The organism is Amycolatopsis anabasis (assembly GCF_009765355.1).
Classification (GTDB): Bacteria; Actinomycetota; Actinomycetes; order Mycobacteriales; family Pseudonocardiaceae; genus Amycolatopsis; species Amycolatopsis anabasis.
In genome coordinates this window covers 117,650-139,071 of sequence record NZ_VTHK01000023.1, presented here as the reverse complement: position 1 = coordinate 139,071, position 21,422 = coordinate 117,650, and the positions used below count along the sequence as shown (strand labels likewise).

Sequence of the window (21,422 nt, the reverse complement as noted above, 5' to 3'; positions counted from 1 at the left end):
CCCGTCGGGCGTTCACCCTTGCATCACCTACTACCGCCCCGGTCGGCCGCATACTGCGCCTCGTGACCTCACCGGATACCCCAGTGCGCAGGCGGATCGCGGATCTCCCGTCCCGCGCGGACAAGGCGTTCCGCCGCCTCAGCACCGCGGGCGGCGTCACCGTGCTGGTGTTGCTGGTGCTGATCGGGTTCTTCCTGATGCTGCAGGCCGCGCCCGCGTTCCGGTTCTCCGGTTTCGGTTTCTTCACCACGATCCGGTTCGATCCCGGCGGGGCCGATCCCGCGCTCGGCGTGCTCGGGCTGCTCACCGGCACCATCACCGTCGCGGTGATCGCGGTGGCCATCGCCGTGCCGATCAGCATCCTGGCCGCGCTGTTCATCACCGACTACGCGAGCGGGCGGCTGCGCAGCATGCTGACCGCGCTCGTCGATCTGCTCGCCGCCATTCCCAGCCTGCTGTACGGGTTGTGGGGGTTCGGCTTCCTCGGGCCGAAGATCGGGCTGGTGTCGGCGTGGCTGACCGAGAACCTCGGCTGGATCCCGATCTTCGCGACCGATCAGGGCGCGAGCACCACGAGTTCGATGTTCATCGCGGGAATCGTGGTGTCGCTGATGGTCCTGCCGATCACCACCTCGGTGATCCGCGAGGTGTTCATGCAAACGCCCCCGGGCGAGAAGGAAGCCGCGCTCGCCCTGGGCAGCACGCGGTGGGGCATGGTCCGCAGCGTGGTGCTGCCGTTCGGCCGGGGCGGCGTGATCGGCGGCTCGATGCTGGGCCTCGGCCGCGCACTCGGCGAGACCATCGCGGTTTCCCTGCTGCTGCCCCAGATTCCCGAAGTGAGCGCGAAGATCCTGCAGGAAGGCGGGGCGACCATTTCCGGATTCATCGCACGCAACACCGGGATCACCGATCTGGGTCTGAACGGCCTGATGGCGGCCGGGCTGGTGCTCTTCCTGTTCACGCTGGCGACGAACTTCACCGCGTCGGTGATCATCGCGCGCAGCCGGTCCGGCGCGGGGGTGGACGCGTGACCGCGACGATGGCCCGCCCGGCGACCACGCGGCGCCTTCCAGCCAAGCGGCGCACCGCGGCCACCACCGGGGAGGACCGGCTGGTGGCCTTCGGCTGCGCGGTGTCGGCCGCGCTGCTGACCTGGTTCGTCCTGCACCTGCTGCTGACCTCGCCGGGCTGGCTCGCCGATCTGCTGGTCGGCTACGCGCTCTTCCTCGCCATGCTCTACCTGGTCACCCGCGACCGGCTCGGCCGACTGGCCGCGACCGACAAACTGGTGTCCGCGATCGTGGTCACCGGCGCGCTCGGCCTGCTGGTGCCGCTGCTGTTCCTGCTCGGCTACGTGATCGTGCAGGGCGCGCCGCATCTGCGCTGGGAGTTCTTCACCACGGATATGGGCGCGGTGGCGACCACCGATCCGTCGACCCGGGGCGGCGGGCTGCACGCGATCATCGGCACGCTGGAGCAGACCGCGATGGCGCTGCTGCTCGTGGTGCCGCTCGGCCTGCTCACCGCGGTGTTCCTGAACGAGACGCGCTCGCGGTTGCGCCGCCCGGTGCGGATCATGGTCGACGCGATGAGCGGGCTGCCGTCGATCGTCGCCGGGCTGTTCGTCTACGCGGCGCTCATCATCCCGAACGCGCAGCGGGGTTCGGTCCTGTTCAACTACAACGGCCTGATGGCCAGCCTGGCGCTGGCCATGGTGATGCTGCCGACGGTCACCCGCACGGTCGACGTCGTGCTGCGGCTGGTGCCCGACGGGCTGCGCGAGGCTTCCCTGGCGCTGGGCGCGAGCCGGGCGCGCACGGTGTGGTCGGTGGTGCTGCCGACCGCCCGGACCGGGGTGACCACCGCGATCATCCTCGGTGTCGCCCGGGTCGTCGGCGAGACCGCGCCGCTGCTGCTCACCTCGTTCGGCGCGACCCTGCTGAACGCCAACCCGTTCGCCGGGCCGCAGGAAAGCCTGCCGATGTTCGTCTACCGGTTCGTCCAGCTGCCGCTGGAGGCGTTCCGGGAACGGGGATACGTCGGCGCGCTGGTGCTGATCCTGCTGATCTTCGCGCTGTTCGCGCTGGCCCGGCTGATCGGGCGGGACCGCTCCCAGCGCAAGGCGAAACGAACCAAGGAGACCCGGTGACCGAGTTGACCGACCCGTACGGCATCGACTACCTCGAGGCCGAACCCGAGGAGGGCCGGGAGGCCACCACCCGCGAGGTGCGGCTGATCGGCGGGCCACCGGCCGGGGCCGCCACCCTGGAGGCCCGCGAGGTCGCGGCCTGGTTCGGCGACCGGCTCGTGCTCGAGGGCGTTTCGCTGGAGATGCCCGCCCGCGAGGTCACCGCGCTGATCGGCCCGTCCGGCTGCGGCAAGTCCACGTTCCTGCGCATCCTGAACCGGATGCACGAGCTGGTGCCCTCGGCGAGTCTCGGCGGGGAGGTCCTGCTGGACGGCACGGACATCTACGCCGACGGCACGCGCGCCCAGCACGTGCGGCTGCGGATCGGGATGGTGTTCCAGAAACCCAACCCGTTCCCGGCGATGTCCATTCGCGACAACGTCCTTTCCGGACTGAAGCTCGCCGGGATCAAGTGCGACGACAAGGAAGCGCTGGTCGAGCAGAGCCTGGAGCGGGCGGGCCTCTGGCGCGAGGTCCGGGACCGGCTGAACGCGCCGGGCGGCGCGCTGTCCGGTGGGCAGCAGCAGCGGTTGTGCATCGCGCGCTCGCTGGCCGTGCGGCCGAACGTGCTGCTGATGGACGAACCGTGCTCCGCGCTGGATCCGACCTCCACGCGCCGGATCGAGCAGACGATCGCCGAGATCGGGCACGAGGTCACGGTCGTCATCGTCACGCACAACATGCAGCAGGCCCAACGGGTTTCCGATCACTGCGCGTTCTTCCTGGCCGCGGAGAACGAACCCGGCCGGGTCGTCGAGCACGGTCCGACCGACAAGGTGTTCACCGATCCCGACGACGAACGCACCTACGACTACGTCAACGGCCGCTTCGGCTGATTCTTTGGGGGATTCCTTGCGCCGCATCCGGTTCGCCGCCCTGCTGGGCTGCCTCGCCCTGCTCCTGTCCACCGCCGCGCCCGCGTGGGCCGCGAGCACCGCGATCGGCGGCGGCTCGAGTTACGTCGCGCTGGCCATGAACGACTGGAAGACCGGCGCCATCGGCAAGGGGATTCCGGTCGACTACAACGGGAACCTCGGTTCGCCGGACGGGATCGTGCGGTTCGGCGCGAACACCGTGACCTTCGCGGGGACCGAGGCGGAGGTCAGCTCGCTGGAGAAGGCCGGGATCGGCGGCGCGGCCACCCGGCAGCGGGGTTTCCAGTACATCCCGGACGTCGCCGGTGCGATCGCGGTGATGTACAACGTCACCGACGCGGGCGGGAAACCGGTCAACTATCTGCACCTGGACCAGCCGACCATCGGCCGCATCTTCAGCGGGGACATCACCCGCTGGTCCGATCCGGCGATCACCGCGACCAACGGCGGGAAGGCGCTGCCGGACCAGCCGATCAAGCTCATCGGGCGCGGCGGGGATTCCGGGACCACCGCGTTGTTCTACGATTTCGTCGCGCACGCGGCCCCGGAAGCCTACCGGACCTTCATGACCCGTTCGGGCATGGCGAACTTCCTGCCCGACATCCGGCCGATCAACCTGCAGAACGCCGAGCTGGCGCAGATCTACTTCAGCCTGCAGGCGAACTCGGACAACATCGCGTCCACGGTGAAGACCATGCCGTGGTCGATCGGGTACGACGAGTTCGCCTACGCCAAGTACCACCAGGTGCAGGCGGCCTGGGTGCGCAACGCCGCGGGCCAGTGGGTGCAGCCGTACGCCAAGAACATCGCGGCGGCGCTGACCAAGGCCGATCTGCGGCCGGACCTGTCCCAGGAACTGAGCGGGGTCTACACGAACCCGGACCCGCTGACGTACCCGATCTCGGCGTACTCCTACATCATGGCGCCCTGCCAGGTCTCCCCCGACCGGGACACGTGCAAGGGCGGCTATCCCGATCCGGGCGTCACCGAGACCATGTCGCGGTTCCTGGACCACATCGCCTGCGCGGGCCAGGTCAACATGGCGGCGATCGGCTACTCGCCGCTGCCGCCGAATCTTTCGCAGGAGATGATGAACTCCATCGGCCGCCTGACCGGGCAGCCGCCGAAGCAGCTCACCCCGGCGAACTGCGCGAATCCGACCTTCCACGGCAGCCTGGGCGCCGGTTCGGAGAGCCCGCCCGATCCGTTCGCCGCGATGGGCGGCGTGGACAAGCTGACCAAGGGCGGCACCGGCGACGCGAATACTCCGGCCGACTCGTCCGGTACCGAAACCGCCGCGCAGAACGCCGGGCAGGCCAGTGCCGACGCGGGCGAGGAGGACCTCGCCAACGGCGGCTCGAAGAACTGGCGGAACGCCGAACCCGCCGCATACCAAGGAAACTCGCTCGGCGGGTTCGGCGCGTGGGCCGCGCTGGTGCTGTTCGCCGCGATCGTCCTGCCGCTGGTGGTGCGCGGCGTGATCCGCAAACTCCGCGGCGCCCGTTAACCCGGGAGCCCGCCGCCAGCACGACCCCGAACGTGCAACTCGCGTACCCGAACGTGCAACTCGCGTGCCCGAGTGTGTAACTCGCTTACCGGAGTGTGTAACTCACCTACCGAAACGGGGAACTCGGTGTGCCGAAACGGGGGACTCGCACGTCCGAAACGGGGGACTCGCGGTGGGGGGTGGGTCCGGATCGAGGTTGGGGGCCTCGATCCGGACGGGTGCTACAAGGTGTTCAGCAACTCCAGGGGGAAGGGCGGCTGGGCCAGGGGCCGGGCCGCGATCCTGATCAGTTGCAGCGGGTTGTCGTCGCCCGCGGTGCGGTTGGCGCTCAGCGCGTCGCAGCCGGTGCAGCGGTGGATGAGGATCCATTCGCCGTCGCCGCGTACCGCGACGGAGATGGGTTCCATGCGGGCGTGGCAGTCGGCGGCGCGATCACCGGAGACGAACGCGTCGACGTGCTTGCTGTACAGGCAGTTGGGGCAGTGGTTGCGATGTGCGGTGCCGGGCGCCCGCAGTGCGACGTCTAACCGGCAGTGGTGGCAGCGGAACGATTCGGCGCGCGGCCGAGTACGGCGTGCGGACAAGGTGAGTTCTCCTCGGCGGATGGGTGTCCAGGACGGCGAAGCAAGCCCTCCGCGACCGCGCGGAGGGCGCGCCGGGTCCGAACCGCGCTGGACACGAACTCACCACTTTCGTTGCTCATGAGGAAAGCCGATCAACCACAGTGAAGCCGAGGCGCTGGGAAGAGGGCAACCGATTAAAACCCCGGACCAGGCGTCCCCCCATATGGCGGACTTCGCATACGTCACTCGGGAGGCGGTATAACGCTCCGCGCTGCCTGCCTAGCGTCGAGTGACGGAAGTTCGCGAAGCCGAAAGGACGATGGTTGCGATGGATGGCTGTGGATGTTGCGGTAACTGCACCGGCCCCGGCTGCGGCTGCTGCGGAAGCTGCTAGACAACCACCGGGCGCGCCCCGAGCTTCAGCGCGGTAACCAGGAAGCGGCGAGGGCATACGGGTCCGCGCTCTCGGCGCGCCCGGTGCCGATCCAGTCCACCGCCACGTCGAGCATCGACCCGGCGTGGTCCCGGCCGACCCCGGCGGCATCGGCCCGATCCCAGAACCATGCCTCGTGACCAGGCATTTCCGCCACTCTCCGGGAGACGACCGAGCGCAACTCCCCCAAGACGCGTTCCATGCGCGTTTCCTCCCCGCGGCTTCTCCTCAACCTTCGGACGTGAGACGGAGAAGCCTCTCCATCATGACGCCAACCAGGCTTGCTTTGGGTGAAGCCGCGCGAAATGCGCACATCCACTACATATTGATCATGTGACCGGCTAATCCGTGGATGGCTTCCTTCACGGCTTCGCCGAGGGTGGGGTGCGCGTGCACGTTGCGGGCGACCTCGTGCACGGTCAGGTCCCACTGCTGCGCCAGGGTCAGTTCGGGCAGCAGTTCGGTGACCTCGGGGCCGATCAGGTGCGCGCCGATCAGTTCGCCGTACCGCGCGTCGCTGAGGATCTTGACGAATCCGCCCGGGTCGCCGAGGCCGTGGGCCTTCGCGTTCGCGGTGAACGGGAACTTCGCGACCTGGACGTCGTACCCCTTCTCCCGCGCCTGCTCCTCGGTGTAGCCGAAGCTGGCGATCTGCGGCTGGCAGTAGGTGGCGCGCGGGATCATCGCGTAGTCCAGTTCCATGGTTTCCGCGCCGCCGATGGTCTCCGCCGCGATGATGCCCATCGATTCGGCGGCGTGCGCGAGCATCAGCTTCGCGGTCACGTCGCCGATCGCGTAGATGTTCGGCACGTTGGTCCGGCACCGGCCGTCGACGTCGATCGCGCCGCGTTCGGTGAGCCGGACCCCGGTGTTCTCCAGCCCGTACCCCTCGACGCGGGGCTGGAAGCCGATCGCCTGCAGGACCTTGTCGGCCTCCAGGACCTGCTGCTGCCCGTCCTTGCTGACGGTGACCCGCACCTTCGCCCCGGAATCGTCGATGCCCTCGACCCGGGTCGAGGTGAGCACGTCGATGCCCAGCTTCCGGTACCGCTTGGCCAGTTCCTTGGACACCTCGGCGTCCTCCAGCGGCACCACCCGGTCCAGGAACTCGACGATGGTGACCTTCACGCCGTAGTTGTGCAGCACGTACGCGAACTCGACGCCGATCGCGCCGGCGCCCGCGATGATGATGCTCGCGGGCAGCTCGCGTTCCAGGATCTGCTCTTCGTAGGTCACCACGCGGTCGCTCAGCGTGGTGCCGGGCAGCAGCTTGGTCGTCGCGCCGGCGGCGATGATGCAGTTGTCGAAGGTCACGGTCTCGCCGCCGACCTGCAGGGTGTTCGCGTCGACGAAGGTGCCGCGGCCGGAGTACTCGGTGATCTTGTTCTTCTTCATCAGGAAGTGCACGCCCTTGACGCGGCCCTCGGCGACCGTGCGGCTGCGGTCGAACGCGGCGCCGTAGTCGAACCGGATCTGCCCGTCCGACTGGATGCCGAAGGTCTTCGCCTCGGAGGTGACCAGGTGCGCCAGTTCGGCGTTGCGCAGCAGGGCCTTCGACGGGATGCACCCGACGTTCAGGCAGACGCCGCCCCAGTACTTCTCCTCGACGACCGCCGTCCGCAGCCCCAGCTGGGCCGCCCGGATCGCCGCGACATAACCGCCGGGACCCGCGCCCAGCACCACAACGTCGAAGTGTGCGCTCATGCCTGCAGCCTATGCCTCTTGTGAGTGACGGTCAGGGCCTCCCCACCGGGCCGGGTGACCGCGGCCGGAGAACCACGATCACCCGTCCGGTTCGTCAGACCCGCTCCAGCACGACCACCGGGATCTCGCGGTCGGTCTTCTTCTGGTACTCGTCGTAGTCCGGCCACACGGCGGCCATCTTCGGCCACAGCTCGGCCCGCTCGGCGCCCTCGGCGGTGCGCGCCCGGGCGGTGAACTTGTCGGCCTTGACCTGGACCCGCACCTCGGGGTTCGCCTGCAGGTTCAGGTACCAGCCCGGGTGGGCCGGGGCTCCGCCCTTGGACGCCACGATCACGTAGTCGCCCTGGTGCTCCTGGTAGATCAACGCGAACTTGCGGTCCTCACCGCTCTTGCGGCCCTTGGTGGTCAGGATGAGGACGGGCGCGCCCTTCTCCCAGTCGTGCCCGACTTCGCCGTCGGTCTCCTCGTAGCGGCGCACGTGCTCGTCACCGAACAGCATGGGTCCCCTTTCGTAGCGTGATCTTCACGCTAACCGCAACGCACGCCGTCCGCTCGTTAATCCACCCGGCTAGAACCGCAGGTCAACCAGGTACTGGTAGCCGACGCGGGCGGTGTGCAGCGGATCCGCGGGCTGGTCGTGTTCCACGATGTAGTGACGGACCCCACCGCGCCAGGTGTCGCGGAAGATGCGCCGGAAGTCGATCGTGCCGGTGCCCGGATCGGCGAAGTCCCCGTTCGGCGCGCGGTCCTTGACGTGGAACTGCCGCACCCGGCCGAAGTTGCGGTAGAACAACTCGACCGGGTTCACCCCGCCGGTCACCGCCCAGTACAGGTCGACCTCCAGGTGCACGAACTCCCGGCTGGTCTCCCGGGTCAGCACGTCGTACGGCCGGACGCCGTCGATCGCCTGGAACTCGTGTGCGTGGTTGTGGTAGCCGTAGCGGATCCCGGCCCGGCGGAACGCCCGCGCGGCCCGGTCCAGGCGCGCCGCGAAGTCGCGCCATTCCGGGATCGTCCGGTAGTTCGCGTAGGCGCAGACCGCGTGACCGTGCCCGAGGGTCTTCGCGTCGGCGATCAACTGGTCCACGTCGGCCCCGTCGAAACCGACGTGGCTGGACAGCGCCACCAGGTGGTACCGGTCGAGCAGGGTCCGGAACTCGGTGGCCGACCGGCCGTGGGTCCCGGCCAGTTCGACGCCCCGGTACCCGATGTCGGCCAGCGCCTCCAGGGTGCCGGGCAGGTCCGCCTGCAGCAGGGCGCGCAGCGTGTAGAGCTGGATGCCGATGCGCTCCCGGGGAATCCGCAACTTGCCCGGCCACCGGTCCGCAGCCCGCGCGGTGCCCGCGAGCGCGCTGGTCGCGCCCAGTGCCGCGGCCGTCCCGGCAGCCGTCCGGAGCATCGATCTGCGCGAAACCGGCTCACCCATCGCCCTCGTCCTTTCCGGTGCTGAACGCCGCGTCGAAGGCCGCGGCGGGTTTGTCGAAGACCAGGTTCCGGACGAAGCGGACCGCTTCCGCCGCGCCGCGGAGGCGGTCCATGCCCGCGTCCTCCCATTCGACCGAGATCGGGCCCGCGTAGCCGATCGCGTTCAGCGCGCGGAACGCGCTCTCCCAGTCCACGTCACCGTGGCCGGTGGACACGAAATCCCAGCCGCGCCGGGGATCCGCCCAGGCCAGATGCGAACCGAGCCGCCCGTTGCGCCCGTCGAACCGCTTCTTGGTGTCCTTGCAGTCGACGTGGTAGATCCGGTCGGCGAAGTCGAGGATGAACCCGACCGGATCGAGGTCCTGCCAGACGAAATGCGAGGGGTCCCAGTTGAGGCCGAACGCCGGTCGGTGCCCGATCGCTTCCAGGGTCCGGCGGGTGGTCCAGTAGTCGTAGGCGATCTCGGACGGGTGCACCTCGTGCGCGAACCGCACGCCGGCCTCGTCGAACACGTCCAGGATCGGGTTCCAGCGCCGCGCGAAGTCGGCGTACCCGTCGTCGATGGCCGCCTGGGACACCGGCGGGAACATGGCGACGTACTTCCAGATCTTCGACCCGGTGAAGCCGACCACCGTGCCGACGCCCAGTTTCGCGGCGGCCCGGGCGGTGTCGGCGAGTTCGGCGGCGGCGCGTTTCCGGACGCCTTCCGGTTCGCCGTCGCCCCAGACGCGGGCGGGGAGTATGGCACGGTGCCGCTCGTCGATCGGGTCGTCGCACACCGCCTGCCCGACCAGGTGGTTCGAGATCGCCCACACGCCCAGCCCGTGCGCCTCGAGCAGCGCCCGGCGCCGCGCGACGTAGTCCGGTTCGGACAGTGCCCGATCGACTTCGAAGTGGTCGCCGGAGCAGGCGATCTCCAGCCCGTCGTAACCCCATCCGGCGGCGAGTTCGCAGACCCGTTCGAACGGCAGATCGGCCCACTGGCCGGTGAACAACGTGATCGGCCGGCTCATACCCGCACTCCCATTCCCTGCAGCGACAGCAGCAGATCGCGAACCTCGGTCGCCTTCACCCGGTCCCGGACATCCACTGTGGACGTATCCGAGCAGAGCAGCACCGGACCGTCCGCGGCCGAATCCGGCAGTCGGCCGTGCGAGCCCCGGACCCAGCCCGGATCGAGCGGCACCACGTTCATCGCGTACCGCAGCCCGGCCTTCTTCTTCACCAGGTTCAGCCCGGCCCGGGCCTTCGCCAGCGGATCGGCCGGATCGAAGAACAACTCGGCCGGGTCGTACCCGGGTTTGCGGTGGATCTCCACCCCGCGCGCGAAATCGGGGGCCCGGTCGTCGTCGAGCCAGTAGTAGTAGGTGAACCAGGCGTCCGGTTCGGCGACCGCCACCAGTTCCCCGGCCCGCTCGTGGTCGAGCCCGTACCGCGCCTGCCCGGCCCGGTCCAGCACCTCGTCCACCCCGGGCAGCTCGCCGAGCAGCCCGCGCACCCGGTCCACATCGGACTCCCTGCTGACATACACGTGCGCCACCTGGTGGTCGGCGACCGCGAACGCGCGCGAAGTCCACGGATCCAGGTACTCCATCCCGCCCTGGACGTAGACCTGGAGCAACCCCTCCGCCCGCAACGCGCGGTTGACGTCCACCGGCCGCCGCGCGGCGGTGATCCCGTACTCGGACAGCGCCACCACGGTCGCCCCCGCATCCCGGACCTGCCCGAGCAGCGGCGCCAGCACCGCGTCCAGGTCCCGCGCGGCCGCCACCGCCCGCTCCGCATCCGGGCCGAACCGCTGCAGGTCGTAGTCCAGGTGCGGCAGGTACACCAGCAGCAGATCGGGCCGCTGTTCGGCGAACACCTTCCGCGCCGCCCCGGCGATCCACCGGCTCGACGCGATCGACGCCGTCGGCCCCCAGTACTGGAACAACGGGAACGCGCCCAGTTCTTCGGTGAGCCGGTCGTGCAGCTCGGGCGGCCGGGTGTAGCAGTCCGGCGACTTGCGCCCGTCGGCGTGGTAGATCGGCCGCGGCGTGACCGTGAGGTCCGTGCTGGCGCCCATCGCGTACCACCAGCAGAGGTTCGCCGCGGTGTAGCCGGGGTGCCGCGCCCGGGCGGCCTCCCAGAGCTTCTCCCCGCCCACCAGGCGGTTGTGCTGGCGCCACAGGTGAACCTCGCCGAGGTCGCGGAAGTACCAGCCGTTGCCGACGATCCCGTGCCCGGCGGGCGGCAGCCCGGTGAGGAAGGTGGACTGCGCGCTGCAGGTCACCGCGGGCAACACCGTCCCCAACTCGGCCTGCCAGCCGTCCCGCGCCAGCCCGGCCAGCGCGGGCATGTGCCGCAACACCTTCGGCGTCAGGCCCACCACGTCCACCACCACGAGCGGTTTCACCGGCGCGCTCCTTCCGTGACCAGGTTGGCCGAAGCCCAGCGGAGTTCGTCGGCGATGCCGTCCACCAGCGACTGCCGCGGCTCCGGGAGGACGTTCCAGGTGTAGGTCTCCACCTCGAGGTGCGGGAAGTCGCCGGATCCGGCCAGCGCGGCCGCGGTTTCCCGGATCACGCCGGTGGTGGCGGTGAGCGGGGCGGCGGGCGCGGCGTGCAGTGGCACGTGGAAGTGCACCCGCCAGGGACCCGTCGCGGGCAGGCCGGTGAGCGCCTCGGGCAGATCGTCCGCGGCCAGCACCTCACCCGGGGCGGCGAGTTCGCGCACCTGGTGCAGGTACCGCGGCTCGGCGAACGCCTCGAGCGCCGCCCTCGCCCGCGCGCTCGACGGCTCGGCCACCTCGAGCGCCGCGGAGACCTGCACCTTCACCACCCGCAGGCCCGCCCGGTGGATCCGCGCGACGGTCCCGGCCGGATCGGCGAACGACACCGCGAGGTGGCAGGTGTCCAGGCAGAGCCCGACGAACTCCGGGTCCACGCGATCGGCCAGCCAGCCGACCGCGTCGGCCGCGGTGTCCAGCACGCAGCCGGGTTCCGGTTCGATCGCCAGGCGGATCGGCCGGTCGCGGGTGCGCAGGATCCGGGTCACCTCGTCGAGCGCGACCGCGGCCCGGCGGTCGGAGAAGGCGTTCCACGGCTCGCGCCAGCCGAGCGGCAGCGTGGAGATGCTGCCGTAGGCCGCGTCGGGCGGGAGCAGATCCGCCAGCACGGCCGCGCAGTCCAGGGTGTACCGCAGCCGCGCCGGATCCGTCCACCGCGGATGGTAGACGGCGTGCTTGACGACTTCGTCGTGGAAACCGCCATAGGGGAAGGCGTTCAGGGTCTGCACGGCCAGGCCCCGCCAGTCGAGTTCGCGGCGGAGGCGGAGCCGGGACGCGCGGTCCGCGGCGAGTTCGGCGGCCACGTCGGCGGCGAGCCAGAGCCCGAGGCCGAGGCGATCGGCGCCGAGGCGTTCGCGGACCGGGAGCGCGTACCGGTCCAGCTGGCCGAGGATCCCGTCCAGGTCTTCGGCCGGGTGGACGTTGGTGCAGTAGGAAAGCATGGCGGCTAATCCCGGGCGCCGCGCAGCACCGAGTTCCCGGCGAACGTGCTCTCGCTTTCGGGTTCGGCGTCCAGCATGAGTTTGCCGCTCTGGCCGTAGAAGGCCACCGGGTTGTCCCAGAGCACGGTGTCCACATCGGACTCACTGAAGCCGCCGCGCAGCATGGCCTGGCCGGTGCGGAACGTCTTCAGCGGATCGGACCGGCCCCAGTCCGCGGCCGAGTTCACCAGCATCCGCGCGGTGCCGTGCTCCCGCAGGATCGCCACCATCCGGTGTTCGTCCATTTTGGTGTCCGGATAGATGGAGAACCCCATCCAGCACCCGGTGCCGGCGACGAGCCCGACGGTGACCTCGTTCAGGTGGTCGAGCACCACCCGCTCCGGCGGGATGCCGGACTCCCGCACGACGTCCAGGCTGCGTTTGGTCCCGGCGATCTTGTCCCGGTGCGGGGTGTGCACGAGCACCGGCAACTCGTGCTCGGCGGCGAGTTCGAGCTGGCGGGCGAACGCGCGTTCCTCCGCATCGGTCATCGAGTCGTAGCCGACCTCGCCGACCGCGACCACCCCGTCCTTGGCCAGGTACCGCGGCAGCACGTCGAGCACGCCCGCACACCGCGGATCGTTGGCCTCCTTGGGGTTCAGGGCCATCGTGCAGTGGTGCCGGATGCCGAACCGCGCGGCGCGGAACCGTTCCCAGCCGATCAGGCCGTCGAAGTAGTCGGTGAACGAGCCGACGTTCGTCCGCGGCTGGCCGAGCCAGAACGCGGGTTCGACGAGCGCGCGGACCCCGGCGGCGTACATCGCCTCGTAGTCGTCGGTGGTCCGCGAGGTCATGTGGATGTGCGGGTCGAAGATTCGCATCAGCGCGCCTCCTGCAGGATCGACTCGGCGTCCGCGGGCACCTCGCGGCCCGCCGCCTCGCGTTCGGCCACGTAGTCGGTCACCATGCGCACCAGCTCGGCGTCCACCCGCCCGCGCAGTCCGGCCACCGCGGCCAGCGGCACCCCGGTGAACAGGCATTTGAGCACGCCGTGCCGCCAGGTGTGCGCGTCGAGGTGGCGCTCGGCGAACGGACCGAGCGCGGCGGCGACCAGCCGGAGATCGTTGGTGCGCAGGGCGTCCTCGACCAGTTTCCGGCCGGTTTCGGCCACCGCGGGCGGCAGCAGGTGCAGGGCGCGCAGCACGCCCCGGCGTTCGGCGTCGTCGCCGTAGCCGTACAGTTCGGCCACCTCGTCCGCCAGCGCCTCCGGCGGCAGCACCGCGCCGAGCACGGTCAGCAGCCGGGCCCGGGCCAGATCGTCGACCGTGCCGTGGATCAACCCGTCCGGATCGGTCTCCGGTCGCAGCGCTCCCCGGCCCACCCGGCGGCCCACCGCGGGGAACGCGGTCCGGATCGACGCCGGATCCGCGCGCACCGACCGTTCCGCCTCGACCAGCCACGGGTGGTCCACCTCGGTGGACCACGGCAGCGCGGCCCGCAGCGCACGCAGGCACCGCCGGGCCACCACGGGCGCGGCGTGGCTGTGCCGGGGCAGCTCGACCGCGGCGAGCCCCTGGTAGCCGATTTCGGTCAGGGCGCGCAACGTCCCGGCGAGGTCCAGTTCCCCCTCGCCGAATTCCAGGTGCTCGTGCACCCCGGTGCGCATGTCGTCGAGCTGCACGTTGAACAGCAGCGCTCCGGCCCGGTGCACGCAGTCGGCCGCGCTCACCGGTTCGACGGCGACGCAGTGCCCGACATCGAGCGTGATGCCCAGCAGCTCGGGCGAGCCGAGTTCTTCGCGCAGCCGCAGGGCTTCGGACAGGTGCTGCACGAGCATCCCCGGCTCGGGCTCGAGCGCCAGCCGCACGCCCCGCCCGCCCGCCTCGCGCAGCACCGCCCCGACGCCCTCGAGCAGTCGCCGCCACGCGACTTCTTCGTCCACTTCGGACGGACGGATACCGGACCAGAACGAGACGCAGTCCGCGCCGAGTTCCGCGGCGATCCACACCGCGCGGTTGAGGAAGTCGACGCGGCGGCCGGGGTCGTCGGACAGCAGCGTCGGCTGGTGCTTGCGGCGCGGATCCAGCAGGTACCGCGCCCCGGTTTCCACCACGACCCCGAGCCCGAGGCGTTCCAGCCGCGCGGAAACCTGGCGCACCCGCCGGGGCAGGTCCTCGGCGAACGGATCGAGGTGGTGGTGATCCAGCGTCAGGGCGACGCCCGCGTACCCGAGTTCCGCGATCACCTCCAGCGCGTCCTCCAGCCGGTGGTTCGCGAAACCGTTCGTGCCGTAGCCGAAGCGCAAGGTCATGTCGGGCTCACCCGCTTTCCCAGTCGCCGGGCGCACGGCAGCACCGCGGTCAGCACCGCCGCCGTGCGCACCGATCCGTGCCGCGCCGCGATGCTCGCCTGCAGCGGCAGCATGCCGTGGATCCCGGCCGCGGTGGCCCGCCGGATCCGCCCGCCCGAGGGCTCCCGGGCCGCCCGGAGTTGCGGACCGCCCACGCTCGCCGCGTATCCCGCGCCCAGCGCCGCCGCGACCAGCCCGCTCCCCCGCCGCACCGCGAGGCCGCCCGCGATCGCGGTGCCGAGTGCGGCGGCCCGGGCGGTCGCGGGCGAACCGCCGTGCACCTCGCCGCCGGACAACGCCGTCACCCCGAGCGTGTGCACCCCGATCGCCGCCGCCGCGGGCGCCCCGGCACCCCCGAGCAGCACGTCGAGGACCCGGCAGGCGGCCATCCCGAAGGGTCCGGCGGGAGTCCGCTTGAGCCAGGTGTCGTACGCCCAAACCGCCCCGGCCAGCGGCACGGCGACCCGCAGCGCCCGCCTCCCCTCGGCGAATCCGGCCAGGCCGAGCCCCGCCGCGGTCAGCCCGCTCGCGACGCCCAGCGCGGTGCCCGGGCGCACCCGGCCGGACGGGATGGGCCGCTCCGGGCGTTCCACCGCGTCCAGCCGCCGGTCCGCCCAGTCGTTGAGCGCCATGCCCGCCCAGTAGAAGGCCACCGAGGCGACCGGCAGCAGGAGCCTGCGACCGGACAACGGCCTGCCCGCCGCGGCGGCCCCGGCCGCGGTGTCGCCGAACACGGTCAGCGCGGCCGGGGCGCGGACCAGTTCGGCCAGGGCCTTCACAGTCGCACCGCCCAGTCGACGAGTGCCGCGTACTGCTCGGCGAGCCGGTGTTCCCCGGTGCCCAGCGGATCCTTGAAGAAGAACCCGAGGGCGCCGAGCGGCCCGGATTCGCCCGCGGCGTGCGCGGCGGCGACCAGGCGCGCCAGATCGAGCACCAGGGGTGCGGCGAGCGCCGAGTCGTAGCCGGTCCAGGTGAACTGCAGGGTCATCCGGGTGCCGAGGAAACCCTCGAAGAGCACGTGGTCCCAGGCGGTCTTCTGCTCACCGAGCTCGGGCACGTTGTCGATGTGCAGCGGCGCGGTCACCTCGCCGCCGAGCAGGCTCGCCAGGCCGCGGCCCTTCGAGGCGAGCTTGCTGCCCGCGTGGTCGGCATCGGCCAGGGTGACCCCGTCCCCGCCGCCGAGGAGATTGGTGCCCGACCACGACCGGACGGCCAGGGCCCGCGTGGTGAACATCGGCGCGAGTGCCGTGCGCACCAGCGTCTCCCCGGTCTTGCCGTCGCAGCCCGCGTACGGCAGCCCGCGCCGCGCGGCCAGCTCGGCCAGCGCCGGGATCCGGATCCCGGTCGACGGCGTGAACGCCACGAACGGGCAACCGGCTCGGAGTGCGGCGTAGGCGGCGAGCGAACTCGGCGGCAGAACGATCCGGCCCGGGACGGCCATCGCGGCTTCCAGTTCGGCGAGGTCCCGGTGTTCGGGCAGGTCGCCGAACACCGGTTCGGTCGAGGACACGTCGAGCACGACCACCCGGGCCAGCCCGTGCCGCGCCGCGAACCCGGTGAGGTCCCCGGCCAGCCGCCGCGCCGCGTCCGCCTGGGTGCCGGAATGCGTGGCCGGGTGGTACCCGGGCCGGATCTCCTCGTCTACTGTGGACAGTTGCGAGCGGACCGCGCCGAGGATCCGGGGTGGCACGACCCCGGCCTCGGCGAGTTGCTCGGCCCGTTTGTCCAGCGGTGTGCCGACGATGTCGTGCCCGCCGATCCGCAACCGGTCCCAGCCCGGCAGCGGCAGTGTGTCGAACGGCGGCCGCGCGGTGACCGAGCCGGTGGGCTCGGCCAGCCGGGACCGCAGCGCCAGCAGTCCGGTGATCGCCGTGGTCGCCACCGACCCCCGCGCCCCGACCAGCCAGACGCCGACCTCTTCCGAACCGTCCATCCTCACCCCTCCTGTTCGGCCCCGGCCTTGATCCGGATGTCGCGGAACGACACGTCGTCGCCGTCCCCGTGGTTCTGGATGCCGACGAATCCCCGCGTCAGGTCCCGGTTCGGATCGGTACTGGCGAAATCGTTGATCAGCACGCCGTTGAGCAGGACCTGCATGGTCTGCCCCTGGACCACGATCTCGTAGGAGTTCCACTCCCCCGGCGGTTTGAGCGCGGCGTCGCGCTTGGCCAGGTCGGCGGACTGGAAACCGTAGATCGAACCGGTGGTCTTCTCCGGCGCGTCGGTCGCGTCGATCTGGACCTCGTAGCCCTGGTTCACCGCGATCCACGGATCGTCGCCGGGGTCCGGGAAACCGACGAAGACGCCGGAGTTGTCGTCCCCGGCCACCTGCCAGTCCAGTTTGAGGCGGTACGCGCCGAACTCCTCGCCGAACCAGTACAGCCCCATGCCACCGGCGGACCGGATCGTGCAGTCGGCCTGGTGCTCGAACCGCCCCGGCCCGGCCTGCTTCCACCCCGCCAGGCTCGCCCGCGTTCCGTCGAACAACATCCGGTATCCGGCTTCGGGCGCGGTGGGTGCACAATGCGTTGTCGCGACCCCGGGCCCGTCGAACCGCACCGCGTCCACATCGAACAGTCCGCCGCCGGATCCGGTGAACACCAGGTACAGCGGTTTCGTACCGCCCGGATCGGTGATCGGGGTGACCGGCAGGTCGACGTAGTTGTCCGGGCTGCCGGTGTTCGCGACCGGCACGGTCTGCAGCACCGGGCCGTTCGGGGCGCCCGAGCGGACCTCGATCTTCCCGCCGGGCCCGCCGGAGGACACCCGGTAGCCGATGCCGGTGATCCCGGTCAGGTTCGCCGGATCGAGTTTCAGCCAGTCACCGGGATCGATGTAGCCGACCCGTTTCCCGCCGCTCGCACCGGCGTGGCCGACGAGCTGCACGCCGTGCCGTTCGGTGAAGAACTCCGCCTGCTTCAGCTTGGGCTGCAGGATGTTCTCCGCCGCACCGGTCAGCGGCGGCGCGCCCCGGCCGCCCCGGTCGGTGTAGCTCGCGTTGATGACGCCGAAGATGTTCGCGTCCAGGCCGTGGCCCTGGTCGGCGGGTGTGTCGATCACCCCGGAACAGCCGGTCGCCCGGCTCAGCGGATGGCCGTGGTTGTCGTGGCCGAGGATGTACTCGACGGTCACCTTGGCGCAGTCGATCGGGCCGTCCTCGGGATCGGTCACGGTCACCCGGAACGGCACCTTGTCGCCGAACCCGAAGAACCCGCCCTGGACCGGCGCCTCGAGTTTCACCGTCGGCTGCGTGTTGCCCGCGGTGACCACCACGCTCGCCACCCCGGTCAGCCCGGTCGGATCGGTCACCGAAAGCTTCGCGGTGTACTGACCCGGCTGGTCGTAGGTGAACTTCACCGGCCCCGCCGTGGTGGAATCCACCGACCCGTCGCTGTCGAAGTCCCACGCGTAGGTCAGCGCGCCGCCGTCCGCGTCGTGGGTGCCCGCCGGATCGAAGTTCACCTCGAGCGGGGCCGGGCCGGAGGTCCGGTCCGCCTTCAGCGAGACGACCGGGGTCCGGTTGCCCTTGGTGTAGTCGATCCGGTACACCGCCGAATCCTCGGCGCCGCCGAAGTACCCGCTGCCGTAGTCCAGCACGTACAGCGAACCCTCCGGGCCGAATTCGAGGTTCATCGGCCGGGTCAGCGTCATCGCGTCGAAGAACGGTTTGATCGCCCCGCGTTCGCCATCCGGGCCGACGGTGATCTCCTTGATCCAGCCGCGGTCCCATTCGTAGGCGAAGTTCTTGCCGTCGAAGTACTCCGGGAACTTGGTCTTGGACGGCGAATTCGGGTCGAAGCGGTAGACCGGGCCGCCCATCGGCGACTCGCCGCCGGTGCCGAACTCCGGCAGCGAACCGCCGTCGTACGGAATCCACGCCGGTCGCACGGGCGGCAGATCGACCAGGCCGGTGTTGTGCGGGCTGGTGTTCTTCGGCGCCGCGCAGTCGAAGGCCGGGCCGGACTGCCCGGTGGCGAAGTCGTAGTCGCGGTACGGCTGGTTGTCGCCGACGCAGTACGGCCAGCCGTAGTTGCCCGGCCCCTTGATCAGGTTGAATTCGACCAGCCCGCCGGGGCCGCGTGCCGGGTTCGCCGCGCCGGCGTCCGGCCCGTAGTCACCCAGGTAGACCCAGCCGGTCTGCTTGTCCACGGCGAACCGGAACGGGTTGCGGAAACCCATCGCGTAGATCTCCGGGCGCGTCTTCGCGGTGCCCGGGGCGAACAGGTTGCCCGCCGGGGCGGTATACGTGCCATCGGCATTCACCTTGATGCGCAACAGCTTCCCCCGCAGATCGTTGGTGTTCGCGGAGGTCCGCTGCGCGTCGTACACCGGATTGCGATCGGCCCGCTCGTCGATCGGCGTGTACCCGTCCGAGGCGAACGGGTTGCTGTCGTCACCGGTGGACAGCAGCAGGTTCCCGGCCGCGTCGAAGTCGATCTCGCCCCCCGCGTGGCAGCAGATTCCGCGTTCGGCGGGCACCTGGAGGATCCGCTGCTCACTTCCCTGGTCGAGGGTACCCGCGTCGGTCAGCTTGTAGCGGGAAAGCTGGTTGTATCCCTTGAATGGCGCGAAATCGGTGGCGGTCCCGGTTTGCGGCGCGTCCCCGGCCGGGGTGTTCAGCGGCGGCGCGTAATAGAGGTAGACCCATTTGTTGTTCGTGAAATCGGGATCGATCGCGACGCCCTGCAAACCGTCCTCGTCGTGGTTGTAGACCGGGATCTTCGCGGCGAGCGCGGTGGTGGCCTCCGGCGTGGTCAGCCACACCTCGCCGTCCCGGGAGGTGTGCAGCACGCGGCGGTCGGGCAGGACCGCGAGCGCCATCGGCTCCCCGGTGCGCTCCTCGCCCTTGGCCAGGGTGATCTGGTCGAAGTCGCCGTCCGCGGGCTGGCCGGTGCCCGGCTCCGGCGGGGCGCAGTCGCCGGGTTTCTCGCCGGTGGCGTAAAGGATCCCGCCGAGCAGGTGCTGCCGGAACGCGGCCTCGGCGTAGGACTCGGTGGTGTGGCCGAGACCGGTGTACCAGGACCGGCCGGTGCCGCTGGGGTGGCACCACGAGATCGGGTGGTCACCCATCGCGCCGTCGCCCGGCTGGTAGGTGGACTCGTCGAGCGAGGCCAGGACGTGCACGTTCCGCCGCGGATTGGCGCGGAAGTTGTACCACTCGTCGGTGCGCGGCCACTGGTACGGCAGGCCCGCGGTCGACGGGTGCTGGTGGTCCTCCACTTTCACGGTCGCCGGCTGGATCCGCGGATGCGACGCGAACCACGCCCCGACCAACTCGCCGTACCACGGCCAGTCGTACTCGGTGTCGGCCGCGGCGTGCACGCCCGCGTACCCGCCGCCGCCCGCGATGTACCGCTCGAAGGCGGCCTGCTGGTCGGCGTTCAGCACGTCGCCGGTGGTGGACAGCCAGACCACGGCGTCGAACCGGGCCAGGTTCGCCTCGGTGAACGCGCCCGCGTCCTCGGTCGCCTCGACGGTGAAGTCGTTACCGGCCCCCAGTTCCCGGATGGCCGCGATCCCGGCGGGGATCGAATCGTGCCGGTAGCCCGCGGTCTTGGCGAACACCAGCACGTTCGCGGTGTGCTGGGCCCGCACTGGTTCCGCCGCGGCGGGGACGCCGCCGAGCGATCCGGTCAGCAGTGCGATCAGTGCGACGGCGATCCGCCGCCAGGGTCTTCCGGAGGTGTCGTGGTTGTTTCCTCTTCTGCGCACGGGATCTTCTCCTCGGTTGCGATCAGGCGACCCCTTCGGCCGCGATCGATTCGGCCGCCGGAACCGGCGACCAGCGAGATTCGTGTTCGGCACTGCCCTGCACGGCGGCCAGCACGCGTTGCACCCGCAGGCCGTCGGCGAACCCGGGCACGGGATCGCGGCCCTCGCCGATCGCCGTCAGCAGATCGGCGATCTCATGGGTGAAGGTGTGCTCGTAGCCCAGCAGGTGCCCGGGCGGCCACCACGCGCCGACATACGGGTGGCTCGGTTCGGTGACCAGGATGCGGCGGAAACCCGCGCGGTCGGCCGGGTCTTCGCCGTCGCAGAACCACAGTTCGTTCATCGCCTCGAAATCGAAGGCGAGGCTGCCGCGCGATCCGTTGACCTCCAGCCGCATGGCGTTCTTCCGGCCCAGCGCGTACCGGGTGGCCTCGAAGGTGGCGACCGCGCCGGAGGTCAAGCGGGCCAGGAAAACCGCGCAGTCGTCCACGTCCACTTCTTCCTCGGGCCCACCGGGCACGCGCCTGCGTCGCACGAACGTCTCGGTCAGCCCGGAGACTCCGGTGACCAGTTCGCCGGTGACGAACTGGGCCGCGTCCACGATGTGCGCGCCGAGATCGCCGAGCGCGCCGGAACCGGCCCGGTCCCGGCGCAACCGCCAGGTCATCGGCGCGTCCGGATCGGACAGCCAGTCCTGCAGGTAGACCGCGCGGACCTGCCGGATCCGGCCCAGCCGCCCGTCCGCGACCAGCCGCCGGGCCAGCGCGAGCGCGGGCGCCCGCCGGTAGTTGAACGCGACCATGGACCGGATGCCGCGCCGGGCGGCCCGGTCCGCCGCCTCGGTCATCGCCTCGGCCTCGGCGACGGTGTTGGCCAGCGGTTTCTCGCACAGCACGTGCTTCCCGGCGGCCAGGGCCGCGATCGCGATCTCGGCGTGCGTGTCGCCCGGGGTGCAGATGTCGACCAGGTCCACGTCGTCGCGGGCCACCAGCGCGCGCCAGTCGGTCGCCACCGACTCCCAGCCGAGTTTCGCCGCGGCTTCCTTGGTACGCCGGGGATCCCGGCCGCCGAGGGCGACCAGCCGCGGCCGGAAGGGGACCTCGAAGAACCGGTGCACGCCGCGCCAGGCCTGGGAGTGCGCCGCGCCCATGAAGGCGTGCCCGACCAGGCCGACGCCGATGGTCCGTCCCTTGTGGT

18 protein-coding genes are annotated in these 21,422 nt (G+C 70.8%); 4 read left to right on the top strand and 14 right to left on the bottom strand.

What is annotated here, in order from left to right:
* Positions 1-62 precede the first annotated feature (62 nt).
* The 4 genes from pstC to FXO23_RS27970 all read left to right on the top strand — a co-directional run bounded on the left by pstC (position 63) and on the right by FXO23_RS27970 (position 4,570).
* Positions 63-1,031 carry a phosphate ABC transporter permease subunit PstC gene (gene pstC / locus FXO23_RS27985; protein WP_246257925.1) on the top strand — a complete coding sequence of 323 codons (969 nt, stop codon included), beginning with the start codon at positions 63-65 and terminating at the stop codon, positions 1,029-1,031.
* The gene (gene pstA / locus FXO23_RS27980) at positions 1,028-2,149 is read left to right on the top strand and encodes a phosphate ABC transporter permease PstA (protein ID WP_425484915.1); all 1,122 of its coding nucleotides are present in this window, start codon (positions 1,028-1,030) and stop codon (positions 2,147-2,149) included. Before pstC ends, pstA begins: the two co-directional genes overlap by 4 nt.
* A gap of 83 nt (positions 2,150-2,232) precedes the next feature.
* Entirely contained in the window at positions 2,233-3,024 is a 792-nt protein-coding gene (locus tag FXO23_RS27975; RefSeq protein ID WP_179956895.1) for a phosphate ABC transporter ATP-binding protein, read from the top strand.
* A 16-nt stretch (positions 3,025-3,040) separates the two neighbouring features.
* A complete protein-coding gene (locus FXO23_RS27970) occupies positions 3,041-4,570 on the top strand; it encodes a PstS family phosphate ABC transporter substrate-binding protein (RefSeq protein WP_246257923.1) in 1,530 nt (509 codons plus the stop codon).
* Positions 4,571-4,791: 221 nt separating this feature from the next.
* On the opposite strand, the gene FXO23_RS27965 is transcribed toward FXO23_RS27970, so the two are convergent.
* The 14 genes from FXO23_RS27965 to FXO23_RS27900 form a co-directional block, all read right to left on the bottom strand.
* Positions 4,792-5,154 (bottom strand): RNHCP domain-containing protein, encoded by a 363-nt coding sequence (locus FXO23_RS27965; RefSeq protein WP_158888432.1) that lies wholly within the window; start codon positions 5,152-5,154, stop codon positions 4,792-4,794.
* A 398-nt stretch (positions 5,155-5,552) separates the two neighbouring features.
* Positions 5,553-5,768, bottom strand: coding sequence for a hypothetical protein (locus tag FXO23_RS27960; RefSeq protein WP_158888431.1), 216 nt, complete (start codon positions 5,766-5,768; stop codon positions 5,553-5,555).
* Positions 5,769-5,884: 116 nt separating this feature from the next.
* Positions 5,885-7,270: a dihydrolipoyl dehydrogenase gene (gene lpdA / locus FXO23_RS27955; protein ID WP_158888430.1), complete on the bottom strand. Its 1,386-nt coding sequence runs from the start codon at positions 7,268-7,270 to the stop codon at positions 5,885-5,887.
* Positions 7,271-7,364: 94 nt separating this feature from the next.
* On the bottom strand, positions 7,365-7,769 hold the full coding sequence (locus FXO23_RS27950; protein WP_158888429.1) for a nitroreductase family deazaflavin-dependent oxidoreductase: 405 nt from the start codon (positions 7,767-7,769) through the stop codon (positions 7,365-7,367).
* Positions 7,770-7,838: 69 nt separating this feature from the next.
* Positions 7,839-8,696: a sugar phosphate isomerase/epimerase family protein gene (locus FXO23_RS27945; RefSeq protein WP_246257921.1), complete on the bottom strand. Its 858-nt coding sequence runs from the start codon at positions 8,694-8,696 to the stop codon at positions 7,839-7,841.
* Positions 8,689-9,708 carry a sugar phosphate isomerase/epimerase family protein gene (locus tag FXO23_RS27940; protein ID WP_158888428.1) on the bottom strand — a complete coding sequence of 340 codons (1,020 nt, stop codon included), beginning with the start codon at positions 9,706-9,708 and terminating at the stop codon, positions 8,689-8,691. The genes FXO23_RS27945 and FXO23_RS27940 overlap by 8 nt, the downstream gene beginning before the upstream one ends.
* A complete protein-coding gene (locus tag FXO23_RS27935) occupies positions 9,705-11,090 on the bottom strand; it encodes an alkaline phosphatase family protein (RefSeq protein ID WP_158888427.1) in 1,386 nt (461 codons plus the stop codon). The genes FXO23_RS27940 and FXO23_RS27935 overlap by 4 nt, the downstream gene beginning before the upstream one ends.
* On the bottom strand, positions 11,087-12,184 hold the full coding sequence (gene eboE / locus FXO23_RS27930) for a metabolite traffic protein EboE (RefSeq protein WP_158888426.1): 1,098 nt from the start codon (positions 12,182-12,184) through the stop codon (positions 11,087-11,089). Before eboE ends, FXO23_RS27935 begins: the two co-directional genes overlap by 4 nt.
* Before the next feature lie 5 nt (positions 12,185-12,189).
* Complete coding sequence (locus FXO23_RS27925) at positions 12,190-13,044, bottom strand: TatD family hydrolase (protein WP_158888425.1); 855 nt, start codon at positions 13,042-13,044, stop codon at positions 12,190-12,192.
* A complete protein-coding gene (locus FXO23_RS27920) occupies positions 13,044-14,474 on the bottom strand; it encodes an EboA domain-containing protein (protein ID WP_158888424.1) in 1,431 nt (476 codons plus the stop codon). Before FXO23_RS27920 ends, FXO23_RS27925 begins: the two co-directional genes overlap by 1 nt.
* Positions 14,471-15,292 (bottom strand): SCO3242 family prenyltransferase, encoded by an 822-nt coding sequence (locus FXO23_RS27915; RefSeq protein ID WP_158888423.1) that lies wholly within the window; start codon positions 15,290-15,292, stop codon positions 14,471-14,473. Before FXO23_RS27915 ends, FXO23_RS27920 begins: the two co-directional genes overlap by 4 nt.
* Positions 15,289-16,446 carry an inositol-3-phosphate synthase gene (locus FXO23_RS27910; protein ID WP_158888422.1) on the bottom strand — a complete coding sequence of 386 codons (1,158 nt, stop codon included), beginning with the start codon at positions 16,444-16,446 and terminating at the stop codon, positions 15,289-15,291. The genes FXO23_RS27915 and FXO23_RS27910 overlap by 4 nt, the downstream gene beginning before the upstream one ends.
* 2 nt (positions 16,447-16,448) lie before the next feature.
* Positions 16,449-20,225: a ThuA domain-containing protein gene (locus FXO23_RS27905; RefSeq protein ID WP_425484914.1), complete on the bottom strand. Its 3,777-nt coding sequence runs from the start codon at positions 20,223-20,225 to the stop codon at positions 16,449-16,451.
* A gap of 22 nt (positions 20,226-20,247) precedes the next feature.
* Positions 20,248-21,375, bottom strand: a complete 1,128-nt coding sequence (locus FXO23_RS27900; RefSeq protein WP_158888457.1) for a Gfo/Idh/MocA family protein — start codon at positions 21,373-21,375, stop codon at positions 20,248-20,250.
* Between the last annotated feature and the right edge of the window lie 47 nt (positions 21,376-21,422).